The following is a 16814-nucleotide window of genomic DNA, read 5'->3' as shown; positions in this document are numbered from 1 at the left end:
CTTTCTATACTAGTAGTATAGCATAGCCAGATATATTTTTCAAGAAAATTATAGTTTTTCGGAAAGATGTTATAGGGTTTATATAGGACTGTTTTGTATCTCTTTCTATACTAGATCCCTTTTAAACACAATAAAATCAGCAAATCTCATGGATTTACTGATTGTTTTTCTTTTCTAACTTATTTTTCTACATATCGAAATGGAATCTTGCTACCACAGAGCCAATTATAGACTCGATCATTGACTTGAACATTCATGGCCTCGTGAGCATATTCTGGCATGATTAAATGCTCTTTTGGACATTCTAATCGATTATAAATGGCGAATTGTGTCTCTGGATAACAAACATCATCATCTAGCCCGGTAATCATGTGAACTTGTCCTTTGATACGATGGGCAAAGTTTTTTACATCAATATAGGCTAAGGTATGCATCAAACGATCTTCTGTTTCATGAAATGGATCATGAAACTTGAAATAACGGAAAAGCTCGTCATAAGCCTCGCTGGTGTTCCCAATCTCCAATACCCGTCTGAAATCCGATAAGAATGGATAAATGGCTACCGTTCGTTGGATACGAGGATTCAATCCAGCAGCCACAAGAGCCAGTGCACCACCTTGAGAGGCTCCATAGCTAGCAATTTTGCTGTCGTCTACTTGAGGAAGGCTGGCTACAATTTCAATTAACTGGTAAAGATCTAAGTAGACATCCTTATAAAAGAGCTGGTCCGGACCTTCCACAGCTCCACGGATAATCTGTCCTTTTACCGTATTTCCAAGCGGTGAGCGATCTCCGTCGGTTGAAAAGCCTGACTGACCTCTTACATCCATAGTCACAACACCATAGCCGGCTACTGTATAAGGCAGCATGTCAGCCCAATCCCAACAACGGCCCATATAGCCATGAAAATGGAAAATAACGGGAACCTTTTGATCTGTTTTTGGGAGAACAACCCGCGCATAAACAAGCCCATCTCGTGTTCCTTTAAAGGTTAATTCATAACAAATCACATTTGGAATGCTGAAATCTTTTTTTTCAAGCTTGTATTCAGGCAGTTCAGTAATCTTTGCTAGGGCTTGATCCCAAAGAGCATCAAAATCTGCGGGAACATCATCCCGTCCCTTGTAATCTTTCATTGTTTCTAATAATTTGGGATCTTTCATAAAATTCTCCTTAAGTATGTGTAATCGCTACCAAAAATGTACCATATTAATTTAATGATTGCAAGAGACAAATAAAAAATTACATAACCGAAATTATGTAATTTACTTATAGATTCAAAAATAGACTTAATTGTTTCACTAGATCTGGATTAGTAGGTAAAGCTGAATGATGAGCTTTACGACCGTTTAAATTCACTTCTGTATAGGCTTGTTTCTCAAAAATAGATTGTGCTGCTTGAGCACTAGAGAGGGGAACGATCCCATCTGATTTCCCAGCAAAGCTACCAACAAAGTTAAGGACCTCTACTTCTTTTCCTAGGCGATGCTTCCATGTTTGAAAATCATCATACATCTCTTGGTTGAATTGGTAAGGACTACCAATAATAACCAGCTTGCTTACGGTCAGCTTTTTCTTTTCTAAAAAGCCACTTTCCAATAAACCAGTCAAAACCAGTCCCCCATTGGAGTGCCCGACTGCCTTGAACTCTGTAAAATAATAGTGATCAAGAAGATAGGTTAAAGCTATCTTAAGGGATTCGATTTGCTGCTTGATATTGCTGTAGCCATCTCGATTGTTCTCAAAGCCAATCACAATCATCGGATTCGGCTCTTTCGTATTCAGTCTTCCTTCCATCTCTATAGAATCATTTTTATTGACTTTTATTTTTAAGAGACTTTGTTTTTTTCTGGAAAAGCGATGAAGCATGCGGATGGTTCCATTGAAACGCTGGATACTAGCCGAACTCCCAGGTACAAAGATGATTGGTCTGATGGGAGGTTTCTTCGACCCTTTAGGAAATTCAAAGGGCTTTCTGTAGGAAGAAAAGAGTCTTACAAAGTAACGAATGAGTTGTTGAAATATTTTTTTTAACATCTTTCCTCTAGTAGTTGTTTCTAAAAGAACCCAGAACAGTGTGTTCCAGGCCCTTGCTAGAAATGATTATTTCCGTTTTTTCTTATTCTTGCGCATTTGTTTGGCCATCTTGTTCATCGCCCGTTTCATCATGAATTCGCCGGCTTTTCCTTTAAGACCCCCACCGAACATTTGGCTCATGTCTGGCATCCCAGCGCCTCCGCCAAGAGCTGATAAGTCAGGTATCCCGCCTTGACCCATCATCCCTTCGAGGGCAGACATATCAGGCATGCCACCTGGCATATTCTTCGGCATATTATTTGGATTAAGCCCCATTTGTTTCATCATCTTGTTCATATCACCAGAGAGGACACCTTGCATCATCTGCTTGGCTTGGTTAAAGTCCTTGATGAATTTATTCACTTCGACAAAGCTGTTTCCTGAACCAGCAGCAATCCGACGACGACGGCTAGGGTTTAACAAATCTGGATTTTCCCGTTCAGCTGGGGTCATGGATGATACGATTGCACGTTTGCGAGCAATTTCTCGTTCATCGACCTTGAGGTTCTTCATGGCAGGGTTATTGGCCATACCTGGAAGCATCTTGAGCAGGTCTTCCATTGGTCCCATGTTTTGAACTTGGTCTAACTGATCGATGAAATCGTTGAAGTCAAAGGTGTTTTCCCGCATCTTCTCAGCGAGTTCAAGGGAACGTTTTTCATCGTATTCTTGAGAAGCCTTCTCGATCAGCGTCAGCATATCCCCCATACCGAGGATCCGACCAGACATGCGGTCTGGGTGGAAGGTTTCGATATCAGTGATTTTTTCACCAGTACCAGTGAACTTAATTGGTTTTCCAGTAATCTGACGGACAGAAAGGGCCGCACCACCACGGGTATCCCCATCAATCTTGGTCAAGATCACCCCGGTTACTTCGAGTTGTTCATTGAACTCACGCGCCACATTGGCCGCCTCTTGACCGATCATGGCATCGACAACCAAGAGGATTTCATTTGGCTCAGCAAGGGCTTTGACATCACGCAACTCAGCCATGAGTTTTTCATCGATTTGCAGACGACCAGCCGTATCGATCAAGACATAGTCATTGTGATTGGCTCTCGCCTGCTCCAAACCTTGACGAACGATCTCTACTGCAGAGACTTCTGTACCAAGTGAGAAGACAGGGACATTGATCTGCTGACCAAGAGTCTTCAACTGGTCAATGGCTGCTGGACGATAGATATCGGCGGCAATCATCAAAGGACGCGCATTTTCTTCCTTGACCAATTTGTTGGCCAATTTACCCGCAAAGGTTGTTTTACCAGCCCCCTGAAGACCGACCATCATGATAATGGTTGGAATCTTAGGTGATTTAATAATTTCCGCTGTCTCAGAACCCAAAATGGCCGTCAATTCTTCATCGACAATCTTCACGATTTGTTGCGCAGGGTTCAAGGTTTCGATAACTTCATGACCTACGGCCCGCTCGCGGACGCGTTTGATAAAGTCTTTTACAACTGGAAGGGCAACGTCGGCCTCTAAGAGGGCTAGACGAATCTCTTTGGTCGCCTCTTGGACATCCGCTTCAGAGATTTTCCCTTTCTTACGAAGATTTTTAAAGACGTTCTGTAAACGTTCGGTTAAACTTTCAAATGCCATTATTTTCTCCTATTTTTTTCAATTCAGTGGATATCGTCCGAAATGTTGCAAACATTCTAGTTCTTCGGGTGTGACTTCTTTCATGATTTCATTTGGATATCCCCAACAGCTAAAACCTATTTGCATAGCTTTGGAGATATCATCGGGCGAGATAATCTGTAGTCGAGTAGGAAATACTTCCTCTGCGACTAATAGTTTGCAAGGTATTCCTTGATAAATGACGAGACTGCCCATAATCACTCCCGATTGTCAATGCTTGATAAAATTTCAACCTGCTCTTGTAGAAAAGTATCTTCCGGATAGCGTTCTAAAATCTGATCAAAAATCTGGCTGCGTACAATGTAGTCCGAGTACATGTGCAACTTCATCTCGTAATCCTCTAGAATCTTCTCTGTCCGCTTGATATTGTCATAAACCGCCTGACGACTGACCCCAAACTCTTCCGCAATCTCAGCTAAGCTGTAGTCATCTGCGTAATAAAGCTCGATATAGTTCATTTGCTTGTCCGTCAAGAGCGCTGCGTAAAACTCAAAGAGCGCATTCATTCGGTTGGTTTTCTCAATTTCCATACCTTTCATTATATCAAAAAAGCCCGCTAAAGACTAGCGGGACTTACCTATTTTGACTCACGAGAAACAAGAAAGTCAGATTCCAAATGGTCTAAAACTAGATTGATGTTTCCTAGCGAAAGACTTCTGTGAATTACGTAATATAAATTATGTAAATCTAATTATTTTCTAAGTAAAACTCAAAGCGTTCGCCGACATATTGACTTTTTACATACTCAAAAGCGACACCATTATCAAAATATGAGATCTGGGTCAAACCAAGGATGGCCTGTCCTTTGGGAATTTCCAGATATTCAGCAATTTTTTCTTTGGCCAAGCGAGCGTAGATGGTTTGTTGAGATTTGCCAATTCGATAGCCGTGCTTTTCCAAGGTTTGGAAGAAATGGCTGGTCACTTCTTCTTTTTTGAAGTTTTTGATAAATTTCTCAGGAATTGAGGTGACTTCATAAACGACTGGTACACCATCTGCATAACGAACCCGTTCCATTCGAACAATTGTTTCGGTCTTGTCGATACCAAGTTTATCTACTTCTTGAAGACTAGGAATGGTGCGTTTGTAAGAAATAACCTGTGTCGAAGGGATCTTTCCTTGGGCCTTCATGATTTCAGTAAAACTAGTCGTCCCCCGCATCTTTTCCTGGACGCGCGTGCTAGCGACAAAGGTACCACTACCAACACGGCGCTCCAGTACTCCTTCTTCTACCAAGAGTGTAATGGCTTGACGAAGGGTCATCCGACTAACTTGGAACTTCTCAGCCAAGTCCCGCTCACTAGGGAGGCGCTGTCCAATTTTCCAGATTTTCTGGTCAATTTCGGCTTTAATTTGATCGTGAATTTGTATGTAAGCTGGAATCATCTTGCTACTCTTTCTGTGTGTTATACCCTATTGTAGCGCAATTTTGTTAAATCTTCAATCCTAGTCAGTCTTGATTGGTAATGAAGGGGCTTTTGTGTTAGAATAGAGGAAAAGAATTTTCTAGAAGAAGGGGAAAAGATGACAAACCTATCAACTGATTTGCATGATGTTGAAAAAATCATCGTGCTTGACTACGGTAGCCAGTACAATCAGCTCATCTCTCGTCGTATTCGTGAGATTGGTGTCTTTTCAGAATTGAAGAGCCACAAGATTACTGCAGCTGAAGTTCGTGCAATCAATCCAGTCGGGATCGTTCTTTCAGGCGGACCAAACTCAGTATATGAAGAAGGATCTTTCGACATTGATCCAGAGATTTTTGAACTTGGAATTCCGATTTTGGGGATCTGCTACGGAATGCAGCTTTTGACACACAAGCTTGGTGGGAAAGTCGTTCCTGCAGGTGATGCTGGTAACCGCGAATATGGTCAATCTGAACTGACTTTGACAGAATCTTCTGCTCTTTTTGCCGGCACACCAGATAAACAATTGGTCTTGATGAGCCATGGAGATGCTGTTACAGAAATTCCGGCTGACTTTATCCGCACTGGTACTTCTGCTGACTGTCCATTTGCATCGATTGAAAATCCAGATAAGAAAATCTACGGTATCCAATTCCACCCTGAGGTTCGTCACTCTGTTCACGGTTATGACATCTTGCGTAACTTCGCCTTGAACATCTGTGGAGCTAAAGGTGACTGGACCATGGACAACTTCATTGACATGCAGATCAAAAAAATCCGTGAAACCGTCGGAGACAAACGTGTCCTTCTTGGTCTTTCAGGTGGTGTTGACTCTTCCGTTGTTGGGGTTCTCCTTCAAAAAGCCATCGGCGATCAATTGATCTGTATCTTTGTAGACCACGGTCTTCTCCGTAAAGGGGAAGCTGACCAAGTGATGGATATGCTTGGTGGTAAGTTTGGTTTGAACATCGTTAAAGCAGATGCTGCCAAACGATTCTTGGATAAATTGGCTGGCGTATCAGATCCAGAACAAAAACGTAAGATTATAGGTAACGAGTTTGTCTATGTCTTTGATGACGAAGCAAGCAAGCTAAAAGACGTGAAATTCTTGGCACAAGGAACTCTCTACACTGACGTGATCGAGTCTGGTACGGATACTGCTCAAACAATCAAGTCTCACCACAATGTGGGTGGACTTCCAGAAGACATGCAGTTTGAACTCATCGAACCTCTTAATACTCTTTACAAGGATGAGGTTCGTGCCCTTGGTACAGAGCTTGGTATGCCAGACCACATCGTATGGCGTCAACCATTCCCAGGACCAGGACTTGCTATCCGTGTCATGGGTGAAATCACTGAAGAAAAACTTGAAACTGTTCGTGAGTCAGATGCTATCCTTCGTGAAGAAATCGCTAAGGCTGGTCTTGACCGCGACATCTGGCAATACTTCACTGTTAACACTGGCGTTCGTTCAGTAGGTGTTATGGGAGATGGCCGTACTTATGACTATACCATCGCTATCCGTGCCATCACTTCTATCGATGGAATGACAGCTGACTTCGCTAAGATTCCTTGGGAAGTACTCCAAAAAATCTCTGTACGTATCGTAAACGAAGTTGATCACGTTAACCGTATCGTCTATGATATCACAAGTAAACCACCTGCAACTGTTGAGTGGGAATAGAATGAGTTATTCAAAAATAAGCTGAAATTTATAATTTCAGCTTTTTAATTTATCGTTAACACTAAACAAAAACACCTGATGAAGCCTAAATGGCTTTAGTTCAGGTGTTTACTTTTAGTGTTTTATCTTATTGTTCTTTTGATTTTTTGTTTGCTACAGCCAATCCAAGTCCAGACATCAATAATGCAAGTCCGACGAGACCAGTAGAATTTGCTTCGCTTCCAGTTTCAGGAAGTTTAGCTGGTTCTTGTTTGATGACTGCTGGAGCAGCTGCTGGCTTAGTTGCAGTAATCATTGGAACTGGCACAGGTGCAGTTGGTTTTGGTTGCGGGATTGGTTTAGGTTGTGGTTGAGGAGTTGGTTTCGGTTGTGGTTGAGGAGTTGGTTTCGGTTGTGGTGTTTTCTTCTCAACAACTGGAATCGTTGTGCGACGCTCTTGATAAAACTTATAGCTATCTTTTGTGATCTTGTAGCTACGTCCTTCTTTGACAGTTTCTGCAATCCACTTAGTTGCTTCATTGGTTAATGTACCAGCCAAGTCATTGGACATATTCATCCAACGGCCTTCAGACACAAAATCTTTGTAGTACTTTTCTCCATACAATGGAGTTGAAACGTATCTTTCAATTCCAGCTGCTTTTAGATTGGCTATTGTTTCAGCGACTGTCGGTACTGATGGATCTTCTTTCATATCAGCATCTGTTAACAACACTACAAACTTTCTACTATTGGCTGCCTTAGACCAGTCGTATGTTGAAATAATTTGGTTCAAGGCTGGAGTTGAAGTTTCTGGAGCATCCCCACCGATTGCTAACTTAACATCTGCTAAGGCTTTTTCAAGTTTAGCTGGATCGGATGTAAAATAAGAGCCACCGAAATCTGTTAAAATGGTTCCTTCATCCGTTCTGCCTCTCTCACGGCCGTATACTTCATCACTAAATGTAGCTAGCCCAAAACGAGCAGAAACTCCCTCTTTAGAAAGGTTTTTTGAAAATTCATTAATATTCTTACGAACGACATGGATGGAATAGGACATTGATAATGAACGGTCAATTACGAAGACAATATCAGCTGTTCCTGTTTTCTGTACAGTAGCTGGTGTTGTGGTCATTTCAACTGTTGTTGTCTTATCGACACGTTCGTACTGAGTAAAGGTATTTCCTTTTTCATCCTTACCGGTAACAGTATCTTCAGTTGTTGTCGTTGCAGGTGCAGGAATTGTCTCATCCTTAGATGCGATCACTTCTGTTTTTGAAACTTCTGCAGTCGCTGTTTCTACATGGACTTTTTGATTGCCTTCTTGACTTTCTTTTACATCTACAGGTGATACTTTTGTAGAAAGATCAATGACATCTCCAGCTTTTGCTTCTGCTTCTTTCACAACTGGTTGCTTTTTAGCTGTTGCAATTTCATCCGCTGCAGATTCAATGGGTGATTTGCTTGCTTCGCTTGGTTTTGTTGCTTCGCTTGCTGCTGGGGCAACAGTTTCGTCAGCAGATGCTTGTCCAAGTTGGGCAAAAGAGAAAAGAACTGCTACAGAGGCCAAGCCTACTTTTAATTTACGTAATGAAAATCGTTGTTGTTTAAATGAACCTTTATTCATAATTCCCTCATTTCTTTACTTGATTCACGAATTTGTGGTGAATCATTTTAATTTAGGATAACATAAAATAAAATGTTTTTCAAGTATTAATTTGAACCTCAAATAATATAACAGGTAAAATATTTTATTGTCTTGTTTAAACTTAATGCTTGTGTTATGATAGTTAAAAAGAACTACTCTTTTTGAGTAAACAGTCAAAAACTTAGGAGAAACAATATGTCAGAAATTACCGTATCTCGTCAAACAGGCCTTGTTGGTGTTTTAATGAAAGTAAACGTTTATATTAACGGTGAATGTGTGGCTAGGTTAAGTAAAGATGAAACTGTGACGCTTCCGCTACCTGAAGGTCTTAATATGGTTAAGGTCTACGTAGATCAAAGAGGAGCCTTTACTCGTTCTAAGGAAGTTATAGTAAAAGCTGGTCAAACCGCTATCATTAAAGGCTCAGCATGGAAGACTTTTCTAGGTATCTTCGGAAAAATCTTAGGTATTCCTTATCTCTCAATCGAAGTAACAGATTAAAAAGCCATCATTCGATGGCTTTTTTGTATGGTTTATTTCCTCTTGATTTGATGACTATGAACATGCCAAGCCGTTAATCCAATCCCAAGGAGCATGAGGACTCCTAGTCCAATCATAAGGTACAAAGGAAGTTTGTTGGTTTCTTTCAGTAGTGTTTCTGTATTGAGCTTGGTATCAATCGTATTAAAGCTATCTCCTGCTTTCTCAATGATATCCTGTTTTAGAGCTTTGAGGGACTTGACTAGGTTTTTATCAGTGCTAAGCTGACTACTAGAAAGCTTGCTTACATAATCAATTAATTGTTTGGTTTGTTTATCCGTTAGAGCGTCCTCTAGTTGGTAGTTTTTTAGAATCTTTGTAACCAACTTTTGAAAATCATTCTTCTCGAGCCTTTTATCTTGGTTGCTTCCTGTTAGCGCTGCGATTTTAAGATCGATGACAGCTACATTGAGCTTATCTTCATGGAAGCCTTTTTTACGGGCACTCTCTTTATAGATCGATGCAAGCAGGGATAATTCTTCCTGAGCAAGTGTTTTGTTTTCATCAGATATGGTGCTACCATTTTGCTCAAGGGAGTATGCGACCGCTGCAAGGGCACTCAGGCCTGATGCTTCTGTTGGAGACGCAATCGTGATATCCGCATGTTCTAGCCCAAGAGTGGTCAGTGCATTGCGATGCATATCCGCTGTTACTTCTGTTATATTTTGAGGAGTGACAATGTGCACGCTAATAGGCGCTTTCTTGGCTTGTTTCTGTAGCTTAACGGAGGAATAATGATCTCCGTTCTCATCAATTGTAAAACTTGTATAAGCAGAAGGATTCATGGTTTTCCATTCCTTCTCCTTTTCCTCGTTATACATCAAGAGACTGAGGGTTTGTTCGACTTGAAATTCATCCAATGATGAGCCAATGACATAGTCAGGTTGGCTATATTTTTGATCAATGACCTTTTGAATGGTTGCGTCGGCAAAAACTGTTGAAGAACTTGCAAGGAGTGCCAAGCAGCCAATGATAAAGATTCCAATAAATTTCCTGAATGGTTTCATACTTTCTCCATAACTACTTCTATCATACTATACCTCTTTCGGACAATAAAAAGGAAGCAGGTTTTTCCCCTTTGCCTCCCAACTAGTTTATCCTTTTTATCTTAAGACTGGCTTACAGCTTCTTTAAAAACAGATGACAGTTTGCTCCATAAAAAAACAAGGGATTCTTCCCTTGTTTAGAGTGACTGCTTGTATTAGAACCAGGAAAATAGTTTCATAATGAACTGATTCATTTCAACGAGACGTGAATAATAATAATTTCCCCCATTAACGTAGAGCTCTGAGCCATGTAAAAATGAAATAGGATGGAGATAAAGATAGGTCTTTCCTGTGACATTTCCAAGACTCGGTGCAACCACTTCTTTTGAGTATTTACGGGCTAATTCAAGGCTATTTTTTCCGCCATTTTTTGCTACATATTCAATGTAATCCTGTCCAAAATTATAAGCCTGAACTGCTGTCCAGGGATCAACTCCCTTCTCCTTTGCTTTTCGCAAATTCTCAGAGAGGGTTTGAATCCCTTGCCGGATACTTTCTTTGTTATTGGTGATAGAATTTGTCTGGCCTGTTGCACTTTCGCTGGCCTGCATGACATCATTTTCCTTACCCTTGGTCTCTGTATAAATCATAGCAAGGATCAGATCTTCATTTGTACCGGTATCTTCTTCAGCCAGTACTTCACGCACTAAAGTACGATAAGTCATGACCTGTTTGACATCCCGGTGTATCTGATAGCCCTTATATATGAAAAAGATGAGCAAGAGGCAAAAGAAAATTTTTATTATTCGTTTCATCATTATTTATTCTGAATGTCCTCTATATTCTTGATGAGGATCGAGTAGGTCCCATTATCATTTTGGATGAACTCTACCGATTCAGCATCTTCGTAAACATGGTTAGGGACCAAAAGCTCAATTCCGTTTGAAAGGGAGAGTTTTTGGTTTTCAAATTTCTTCAATTGGCGGCTGGCATCAATCTCATCGAAGCGAACAGGATCTGGAATAGTCTCTTTCACCTGATCGACAAAACTGAGTCGAGCTGTTAAGTTGTTATCGAACAAATCATTGGCTAACTTCTCTGGAGAAAGTTCATTCTCTTCTTCCAGTTGGTTGAAAATAGCTGATTTGACCTTGGATTGGAACTGAAAATCATCTTGTTGGAAGTTCTCAGCAATCCGTTGGGCCGTTTTTTCGATTTCTTTGATCGATTTTTTAGGTGAAATCTTGGGTTGCTCCTGGAGGAGATTCTCAGAGAAATAGTTCAAGAAAGCTCCGTTGTACTTGATTCGTTTTTCGATCAAATGGTACTTGCGGCTTTGAAGATTAATGACCAAAGCTTCATCTGCACCAGTCCCAAAGCCAGGTAGATTGTTTTGCGTTAGCTTGATTGGGTTATCTACTTCTCCTCCAAGATGGGTCAAGGTTTCCCGTAAGGCGATCCGAAGAAAGGCAAAATGATCCACCCCTTCTTTTGAGAATTGGATAAACACCAAATCATTGGTCTTTTGATTCTCAGAGACGACAAATTCTTCTTTCCAGCGATTGGCTACGGCTACTGAAGTTTCTAGGAGATTATCCGTGATCATCTCAAGGAATGGATTGTCTTCCTCAAAAATGCCGGTCTTGGCCTCATCGGAATAGACCCGCTCAATCTTTTTGCGCAAGTACTCCTCAATTTTTGGTGTGATATTCAGGAATTTGTCCGCTAGATATAGATCGGTATCGTCTGGGCTAAATTGATGAATAATGGCTTTTTTTACGTAAATGTCCATAAGATGGTTTAGTCCTCGTAAAGTGGAAAGGCGTCTGTCAAGGCTTTGACTTGGTTCCGCACTTCTTCTAATACAGCTGGGTTCTCTGCGTTTTTCAAGGTTTTGATCATCAGTTCAGCCACTGTACGGCTTTCCTCTAGTCCAAAACCACGAGCGGTGATTGCTGCTGCACCGATCCGAATCCCACTGGTCTTGAATGGCGACAAGGTTTCATAAGGAATGGAGTTCTTGTTGAGAGTAATGTTGACTTCATCTAGCAAGTTTTGCGCCACTTTCCCATTTTCAACGACTTTAGTGACGTCAACAAGGAAAAGGTGGTTCTCTGTTCCGCCTGAAATGACGCGGAAATCAGGATCTTGCAAGAAGACATCAGCCATGGCCTGACTGTTCTTAATCACATTAGATGCATACTCTTTAAAGGCAGGATCAAGCGCTTCTTTGAAGGCGACAGCTTTGGCTGCAATGACGTGCTCCAAAGGTCCTCCTTGAATACCAGGGAAGATAGCTGAATTGATCTTCTTGGCCAAGTCTTCATCATTGGTCAAGATCAAGCCACCACGAGGGCCACGAAGGGTCTTGTGAGTGGTCGTTGTCGTGATATGAGCATAAGGAACTGGACTTGGATGGAGGCCTGCTGCCACGAGACCAGCAATATGGGCCATGTCAACCATGAGCTTTGCTCCTACTGCATCTGCAATCTCACGGAATTTTGAGAAATCAATAATATGAGAGTAGGCTGAGGCACCAGCAACGATGAGTTTTGGCTTGAGTTCTTGGGCTTGTTTTAAGATGGCGTCAAAATCCAAGAGCTCTGTTTCAGGATCTACACTATAGGACACAAAGTTATAGGTTTGACCAGAGAAGCTCACAGAAGCTCCGTGCGTCAAATGTCCACCGGCAGCAAGATCCATCCCCATAACAGTATCACCAGGCTCAATCAAGGCCATATAAGCTGCACAGTTAGCCTGACTTCCTGAATGCGGTTGAACATTAGCGTACTTAGCTCCAAAGATTTCCTTAGCACGTTCGATTGCTAAGCTTTCAACCACATCGACCACATCTGTTCCACCGTAGTAACGACGACCAGGGTAGCCTTCGGCATATTTATTGGTCAGAATAGACCCTTGAGCTGCCATAACCGCCTTAGAGACGACATTCTCAGAAGCAATCAACTCAATATTATTTTGTTGACGCTCTTCCTCTTTAGCTATCGCATTCCATAGGTCTGCATCATAGGCTTTGTAATCTTCTTTATCAAAAATCATCGGTCTACTCCTTTATAAAAATTATTTATGTACATTATCACTGAGGAAGTTCATCATCCTCAAAGGAAAGCTCTGGCACTTGTGCAATCAAATCAGCTTTCGTAATCGAACCTTGTCGCAAAATCTTCGCTTTGGAACCAGAGATATCCAAAATAGTTGAATCTTGGCCAGTCAAGAAGTCGTCATCCTCGATACCAGGAACCGCTTGATCAAATTCGCTTACAATAGCCTTATACTTTGTTCCACTTGCATGACCTGAAAGATTAGCCGAAGGACCAACCAAAGGACCGTATTTACGAATTAATTCCAATGTCTTTGGGTGAGCCGGTATACGGAAACCAACTGTATCCAATCCTGAATGAATCCAGTTAGGTACCTTTTCATTCGCTTGAAGAATAATAGTGAGAGGCCCAGGTAAAAATGAATGAATCAGTTTTGTTAAATAACTAGGTTGATTTTTCGAATAAAGTCGAATCACTTCTTCATCGGCTACATTTAAATTCAGAGCTTTGTCTCTCGGTCTACGTTTTAACTCGTATATATAATCGACTGTCTCTTGATTCAAAGCTTTGGCAAAAATACCATAGACTGTTTCAGTTGGCAGAATAACCGCACGGCCTGCTTCTAATTCTTTCTCAATGTGATCCATTGTCTACTACTACCATTCTATCTTGTCCAAATTGATCTTTCAGAACACGGACTCGTTTGTTAGGAAATGCCTCTTGAAAAAGCTCTTTTACTTTGGCTCCTTGCTTATAGCCAATTTCTAGATAGATCTTTCCATCTGGTGTTAAAACACTTGGTGCCTGTTGGGCAATCTTTTCGTAGATGGCATATCCATCACGATCCGCAAAAAGAGCTAAGTGGGGTTCAGAGGCAAAAACATTGGCTCCGACTTCTTCTACATCATCCCGAGAGATATAGGGAGGGTTGGACACAATCAGGTCATAGGGACCTGCTAACTGATCCAGAACGTCTGAAGTTTTGAAGTCAACTACTGCTTCTAGCTGCTTGGCATTTTCTTGAGCCAGGGCTAAAGCCTCTTCTGAAACATCGCTAGCTTGAACCTGCCAGTTAGGTCTAGCAAGGGCTAAGCTAATAGCGATAGCACCACTTCCTGTACCAATATCCAGAACTCGTAAAGCTTTCTCATCGTTTTCTTCGAGAATGAGAGCCACCAACTCCTCTGTCTCTGGTCGTGGGATCAGCACGCGCTTATCAACTGTAAAAACATGGCCACAGAATTCTGTGCTGCCAATAATATACTGGGCAGGGATGTGATGTTTCAACTGCTCAAAGATGGATTCAAGCAAGTCCTGGTCCTCTGCTTCCACTTCTTTTTGCAAGGCAAGGACAAAGTCTGTAAAGGTCCAGTTTTTTAAAGCCCGATACGCGAAGGAGAGGCTTTCTGCTTCCTCTCCGACGGCTATTAATGCTTCTTCATACTGGGCTAATAATGGTCCTAACAACATTATTTGTTCAACTCTTCTAGTTTTTGAGTTTGATCATACAAGACCAAAGCATCGACCACTTCGTCCAGTTTACCAGATAAGATGGTGTCCAATTTTTGAAGGGTCAAGCCAATCCGGTGATCGGTCACACGGTTTTGAGGGAAGTTGTAAGTCCGGATCCGCTCTGAACGGTCACCAGTACCGATAGTGGACTTCCGTTCAGCATCTTGCTCGTCTTGGGCAATCTGAGCAAAGTGGTCAGCCACACGCGCACGGATGATCTTCATGGCTTTTTCGCGGTTCTTCTGTTGGGTCCGTTCTTCCTGCATCTCGACCTTGATATTGGTTGGCAAGTGGACGATACGAACGGCTGTTGCGACCTTGTTGACGTTCTGTCCACCCGCACCAGATGCGTGGTAGATGTCAATCCGAAGATCTTTTGGATCGATGTCGTACTCAACTTCTTCGATTTCTGGCATGACCAGAACGGTTGCTGTAGAGGTATGGACACGACCTTGGCTTTCAGTCACAGGAACGCGTTGTACCCGGTGGGCACCAGATTCATACTTGAGTTTCGAGTAGACTGATTGCCCAGAGACCATGGCTACGACTTCTTTGATCCCGCCAACGCCATTGTAGGAAGCTTCCATGACTTCAAAGCGCCAGCCTTGGCTTTCTGCGTATTTTTGGTACATTTGTAAGAGGTCCCCAGCAAACAATTGGGCTTCGTCTCCTCCTGCTGCCCCTCGGATTTCCAAGATAATGTTCTTGTCATCGTTTGGATCTTTTGGAAGAAGTAAGATCTTCAATTTTTCTTCGTACTCTTCTTTTTCAGCCTTAGCATCCTTAAGTTCTTGCTTGGCCATTTCTTCTAAATCAGCGTCTCCACCTGATTCTTTAATCATTTCTTCAGCATCGACGATATTTTGAAGGACTTGCTTGTACTCACGGTAAGCTGTCACCGTATCACGAGTGGAAGCCTCTTCTTTTGAAAGCTCCATAAAGCGTTTGGTGTCAGAAACCACATCTGGGTCACTCAGTAATTCTCCTAACTCTTCGTATCGGTCTTCTACAGCTTGTAGTTGATCATAGATATTCATGTTTACTCCTTAATTCTTGGTTGTTAGATCATAGATTGCTACAATTTCGTTTTCTATGATTTCGCCAGTTTCTTTAAATCCATACTGGAGATAGCAAGATCTCGCTTGATTATTTTCCGGTTCATAAGATAACCAAAGACTTGTTGCTTTTCCAGCTGGTTCTGTTCGAACAAAGTCAATGACTGCATCCATAGTCGGTTTAAAATAGCCTAAACCTTGAAATCGTTTATCGATCATAAAACGAAATAACAAGTAGTTCCCCTTGCTAATCCCAATTTTCTGGTCATAGGCAATCATAACAAAACCAACTAATACTTCCTTATCATAAACTGCTAAGGGAGCTATAAAATCACCATTTTTATCATATACATAGGCTTCAGCTAAACTAATGGAATTGGATGCAATAAAATTCCTTTGGTTTGGATGAACTTCTAGATTTAAAACGTCAAAATAATTCTCTATTGTAATATCTTTTAAACAAATAGACATTATTAGCCTCTCTAAAACGTTCTAGACGCTTTCAGTTGGTATGTCTGGATTAAAATAATGTTTGCGGCAAACCGAGATATAGGTCTCGTGTCCACCGATCTGGATCTGTTCTCCATCGTAGACGGGTTTTCCCGCTTGGGTACGCAAGACCATGGTCGCCTTGCGGGAACAGTATTGGCAGATGGTTTTGATTTCCTCGATCTTGTCTGCTAACAAGAGGAGGTGTTTAGAACCTTCAAAGAGTTCATTACGGAAATCATTTTTGAGGCCGAAAGCCATCACCGGAACATCCAGTTCATCTACAACCCTTGCCAGATCATAGACATGGTGGCGTTTCAAAAACTGAGCTTCATCGGTCAAGACACAATAGGGTTTCTTTTCCAAACTTTGAATATAACCAAAGATATCTGTCTCGTCTTCAATGGCCATAGCTTCTCGTTTCATACCGATCCGGCTAGAAACTACTCCAACTCCATCTCGTGTATCGATTGCCGAGGTCATGATGACGACGCTCTTGCCTTGCTCTTCATAATTATGGGCCACCTTCAAGATTTCAATGGTTTTACCTGAGTTCATGGTCCCATATTTATAATATAATTGTGCCATTTTCCTTCTGTTCTCTCTAAAATGTGTTTCATTATATTATAACACGGGCAGTAAATTAGGGCAACTTATAGAGAGTCTCACCATTGGATGATGGACTATGGACGTAGAGTTCTACGGAGCCTTGTTTTTCCTGTTTGCACTAGCAAAAATTAAACTC

General features: G+C 41.6%; 18 protein-coding genes. 2 read left to right on the top strand and 16 right to left on the bottom strand.

All coding sequences use genetic code 11. From position 1 onward, the window contains the following. Window positions 1-179: 179 nt before the first annotated feature. The 6 genes from LXO72_RS03240 to LXO72_RS03215 form a co-directional block, all read right to left on the bottom strand. Complete coding sequence (locus tag LXO72_RS03240; protein ID WP_233331511.1) at window positions 180-1163, bottom strand: acetylxylan esterase; 984 nt, start codon at window positions 1161-1163, stop codon at window positions 180-182. Window positions 1164-1269: 106 nt separating this feature from the next. After that, complete coding sequence (locus LXO72_RS03235; protein WP_233331510.1) at window positions 1270-2037, bottom strand: alpha/beta hydrolase; 768 nt, start codon at window positions 2035-2037, stop codon at window positions 1270-1272. Window positions 2038-2103: 66 nt separating this feature from the next. Then, window positions 2104-3675, bottom strand: coding sequence for a signal recognition particle protein (gene ffh / locus LXO72_RS03230; RefSeq protein ID WP_233331509.1), 1572 nt, complete (start codon window positions 3673-3675; stop codon window positions 2104-2106). A gap of 18 nt (window positions 3676-3693) precedes the next feature. Further along, window positions 3694-3909 (bottom strand): 2-oxoglutarate:acceptor oxidoreductase, encoded by a 216-nt coding sequence (locus LXO72_RS03225; RefSeq protein ID WP_154858132.1) that lies wholly within the window; start codon window positions 3907-3909, stop codon window positions 3694-3696. Window positions 3910-3911: 2 nt separating this feature from the next. After that, on the bottom strand, window positions 3912-4244 hold the full coding sequence (locus tag LXO72_RS03220; RefSeq protein WP_003001435.1) for a putative DNA-binding protein: 333 nt from the start codon (window positions 4242-4244) through the stop codon (window positions 3912-3914). 157 nt (window positions 4245-4401) lie between these two features. After that, window positions 4402-5100 (bottom strand): GntR family transcriptional regulator, encoded by a 699-nt coding sequence (locus LXO72_RS03215; RefSeq protein ID WP_023023243.1) that lies wholly within the window; start codon window positions 5098-5100, stop codon window positions 4402-4404. A 138-nt stretch (window positions 5101-5238) separates the two neighbouring features. Between LXO72_RS03215 and guaA the strand changes: the two genes are divergently transcribed. After that, window positions 5239-6804, top strand: coding sequence for a glutamine-hydrolyzing GMP synthase (gene guaA / locus LXO72_RS03210; protein ID WP_154858130.1), 1566 nt, complete (start codon window positions 5239-5241; stop codon window positions 6802-6804). A 127-nt stretch (window positions 6805-6931) separates the two neighbouring features. Here guaA and LXO72_RS03205 read toward each other — a convergent pair whose 3' ends face one another. Next, entirely contained in the window at window positions 6932-8407 is a 1476-nt protein-coding gene (locus LXO72_RS03205; protein ID WP_233331508.1) for a VWA domain-containing protein, read from the bottom strand. A 216-nt stretch (window positions 8408-8623) separates the two neighbouring features. Between LXO72_RS03205 and LXO72_RS03200 the strand changes: the two genes are divergently transcribed. Then, window positions 8624-8929 carry a hypothetical protein gene (locus tag LXO72_RS03200; protein WP_154858127.1) on the top strand — a complete coding sequence of 102 codons (306 nt, stop codon included), beginning with the start codon at window positions 8624-8626 and terminating at the stop codon, window positions 8927-8929. 32 nt (window positions 8930-8961) lie between these two features. On the opposite strand, the gene LXO72_RS03195 is transcribed toward LXO72_RS03200, so the two are convergent. The 9 genes from LXO72_RS03195 to LXO72_RS03155 form a co-directional block, all read right to left on the bottom strand. Next, window positions 8962-9975 (bottom strand): DUF1002 domain-containing protein, encoded by a 1014-nt coding sequence (locus LXO72_RS03195; RefSeq protein ID WP_154858125.1) that lies wholly within the window; start codon window positions 9973-9975, stop codon window positions 8962-8964. Window positions 9976-10169: 194 nt separating this feature from the next. Next, window positions 10170-10772 (bottom strand): lysozyme family protein, encoded by a 603-nt coding sequence (locus LXO72_RS03190; RefSeq protein WP_154858123.1) that lies wholly within the window; start codon window positions 10770-10772, stop codon window positions 10170-10172. Then, window positions 10772-11746, bottom strand: coding sequence for a nucleoid-associated protein (locus LXO72_RS03185; RefSeq protein ID WP_233331507.1), 975 nt, complete (start codon window positions 11744-11746; stop codon window positions 10772-10774). The genes LXO72_RS03190 and LXO72_RS03185 overlap by 1 nt, the downstream gene beginning before the upstream one ends. 8 nt (window positions 11747-11754) lie before the next feature. Then, window positions 11755-13011: a serine hydroxymethyltransferase gene (gene glyA, locus LXO72_RS03180; protein WP_154858119.1), complete on the bottom strand. Its 1257-nt coding sequence runs from the start codon at window positions 13009-13011 to the stop codon at window positions 11755-11757. A 37-nt stretch (window positions 13012-13048) separates the two neighbouring features. Next, complete coding sequence (locus LXO72_RS03175) at window positions 13049-13660, bottom strand: L-threonylcarbamoyladenylate synthase (protein ID WP_233331506.1); 612 nt, start codon at window positions 13658-13660, stop codon at window positions 13049-13051. Continuing rightward, complete coding sequence (gene prmC / locus LXO72_RS03170) at window positions 13647-14483, bottom strand: peptide chain release factor N(5)-glutamine methyltransferase (RefSeq protein ID WP_233331505.1); 837 nt, start codon at window positions 14481-14483, stop codon at window positions 13647-13649. The genes LXO72_RS03175 and prmC overlap by 14 nt, the downstream gene beginning before the upstream one ends. Further along, window positions 14483-15562: a peptide chain release factor 1 gene (gene prfA, locus LXO72_RS03165; RefSeq protein ID WP_023026823.1), complete on the bottom strand. Its 1080-nt coding sequence runs from the start codon at window positions 15560-15562 to the stop codon at window positions 14483-14485. Before prfA ends, prmC begins: the two co-directional genes overlap by 1 nt. A gap of 9 nt (window positions 15563-15571) precedes the next feature. Next, a complete protein-coding gene (locus tag LXO72_RS03160; protein WP_233331504.1) occupies window positions 15572-16051 on the bottom strand; it encodes a GNAT family N-acetyltransferase in 480 nt (159 codons plus the stop codon). 21 nt (window positions 16052-16072) lie between these two features. Then, window positions 16073-16657, bottom strand: coding sequence for a thymidine kinase (locus tag LXO72_RS03155; RefSeq protein WP_233331503.1), 585 nt, complete (start codon window positions 16655-16657; stop codon window positions 16073-16075). Window positions 16658-16814 lie beyond the last annotated feature (157 nt).

This window comes from Streptococcus sp. XMC (assembly GCF_021341835.1).
GTDB lineage: Bacteria > Bacillota > Bacilli > Lactobacillales > Streptococcaceae > Streptococcus.
This window is presented reverse-complemented; position numbering and strand designations above follow the sequence as displayed.

Excerpts from the sequence above, each read along its gene's own strand:
- LXO72_RS03240 (WP_233331511.1), bottom strand. The coding sequence starts at position 1,163 with ATGAAAGATCCCAAATTATTAGAAACAATGAAAGATTACAAGGGACGG.
- LXO72_RS03235 (WP_233331510.1), bottom strand. The coding sequence starts at position 2,037 with ATGTTAAAAAAAATATTTCAACAACTCATTCGTTACTTTGTAAGACTC.
- ffh (WP_233331509.1), bottom strand. The coding sequence starts at position 3,675 with ATGGCATTTGAAAGTTTAACCGAACGTTTACAGAACGTCTTTAAAAAT.
- LXO72_RS03225 (WP_154858132.1), bottom strand. The coding sequence starts at position 3,909 with ATGGGCAGTCTCGTCATTTATCAAGGAATACCTTGCAAACTATTAGTC.
- LXO72_RS03220 (WP_003001435.1), bottom strand. The coding sequence starts at position 4,244 with ATGGAAATTGAGAAAACCAACCGAATGAATGCGCTCTTTGAGTTTTAC.
- LXO72_RS03215 (WP_023023243.1), bottom strand. The coding sequence starts at position 5,100 with ATGATTCCAGCTTACATACAAATTCACGATCAAATTAAAGCCGAAATT.
- guaA (WP_154858130.1), top strand. The coding sequence starts at position 5,239 with ATGACAAACCTATCAACTGATTTGCATGATGTTGAAAAAATCATCGTG.
- LXO72_RS03205 (WP_233331508.1), bottom strand. The coding sequence starts at position 8,407 with ATGAATAAAGGTTCATTTAAACAACAACGATTTTCATTACGTAAATTA.
- LXO72_RS03200 (WP_154858127.1), top strand. The coding sequence starts at position 8,624 with ATGTCAGAAATTACCGTATCTCGTCAAACAGGCCTTGTTGGTGTTTTA.
- LXO72_RS03195 (WP_154858125.1), bottom strand. The coding sequence starts at position 9,975 with ATGAAACCATTCAGGAAATTTATTGGAATCTTTATCATTGGCTGCTTG.
- LXO72_RS03190 (WP_154858123.1), bottom strand. The coding sequence starts at position 10,772 with ATGATGAAACGAATAATAAAAATTTTCTTTTGCCTCTTGCTCATCTTT.
- LXO72_RS03185 (WP_233331507.1), bottom strand. The coding sequence starts at position 11,746 with ATGGACATTTACGTAAAAAAAGCCATTATTCATCAATTTAGCCCAGAC.
- glyA (WP_154858119.1), bottom strand. The coding sequence starts at position 13,011 with ATGATTTTTGATAAAGAAGATTACAAAGCCTATGATGCAGACCTATGG.
- LXO72_RS03175 (WP_233331506.1), bottom strand. The coding sequence starts at position 13,660 with ATGGATCACATTGAGAAAGAATTAGAAGCAGGCCGTGCGGTTATTCTG.
- prmC (WP_233331505.1), bottom strand. The coding sequence starts at position 14,483 with ATGTTGTTAGGACCATTATTAGCCCAGTATGAAGAAGCATTAATAGCC.
- prfA (WP_023026823.1), bottom strand. The coding sequence starts at position 15,562 with ATGAATATCTATGATCAACTACAAGCTGTAGAAGACCGATACGAAGAG.
- LXO72_RS03160 (WP_233331504.1), bottom strand. The coding sequence starts at position 16,051 with ATGTCTATTTGTTTAAAAGATATTACAATAGAGAATTATTTTGACGTT.
- LXO72_RS03155 (WP_233331503.1), bottom strand. The coding sequence starts at position 16,657 with ATGGCACAATTATATTATAAATATGGGACCATGAACTCAGGTAAAACC.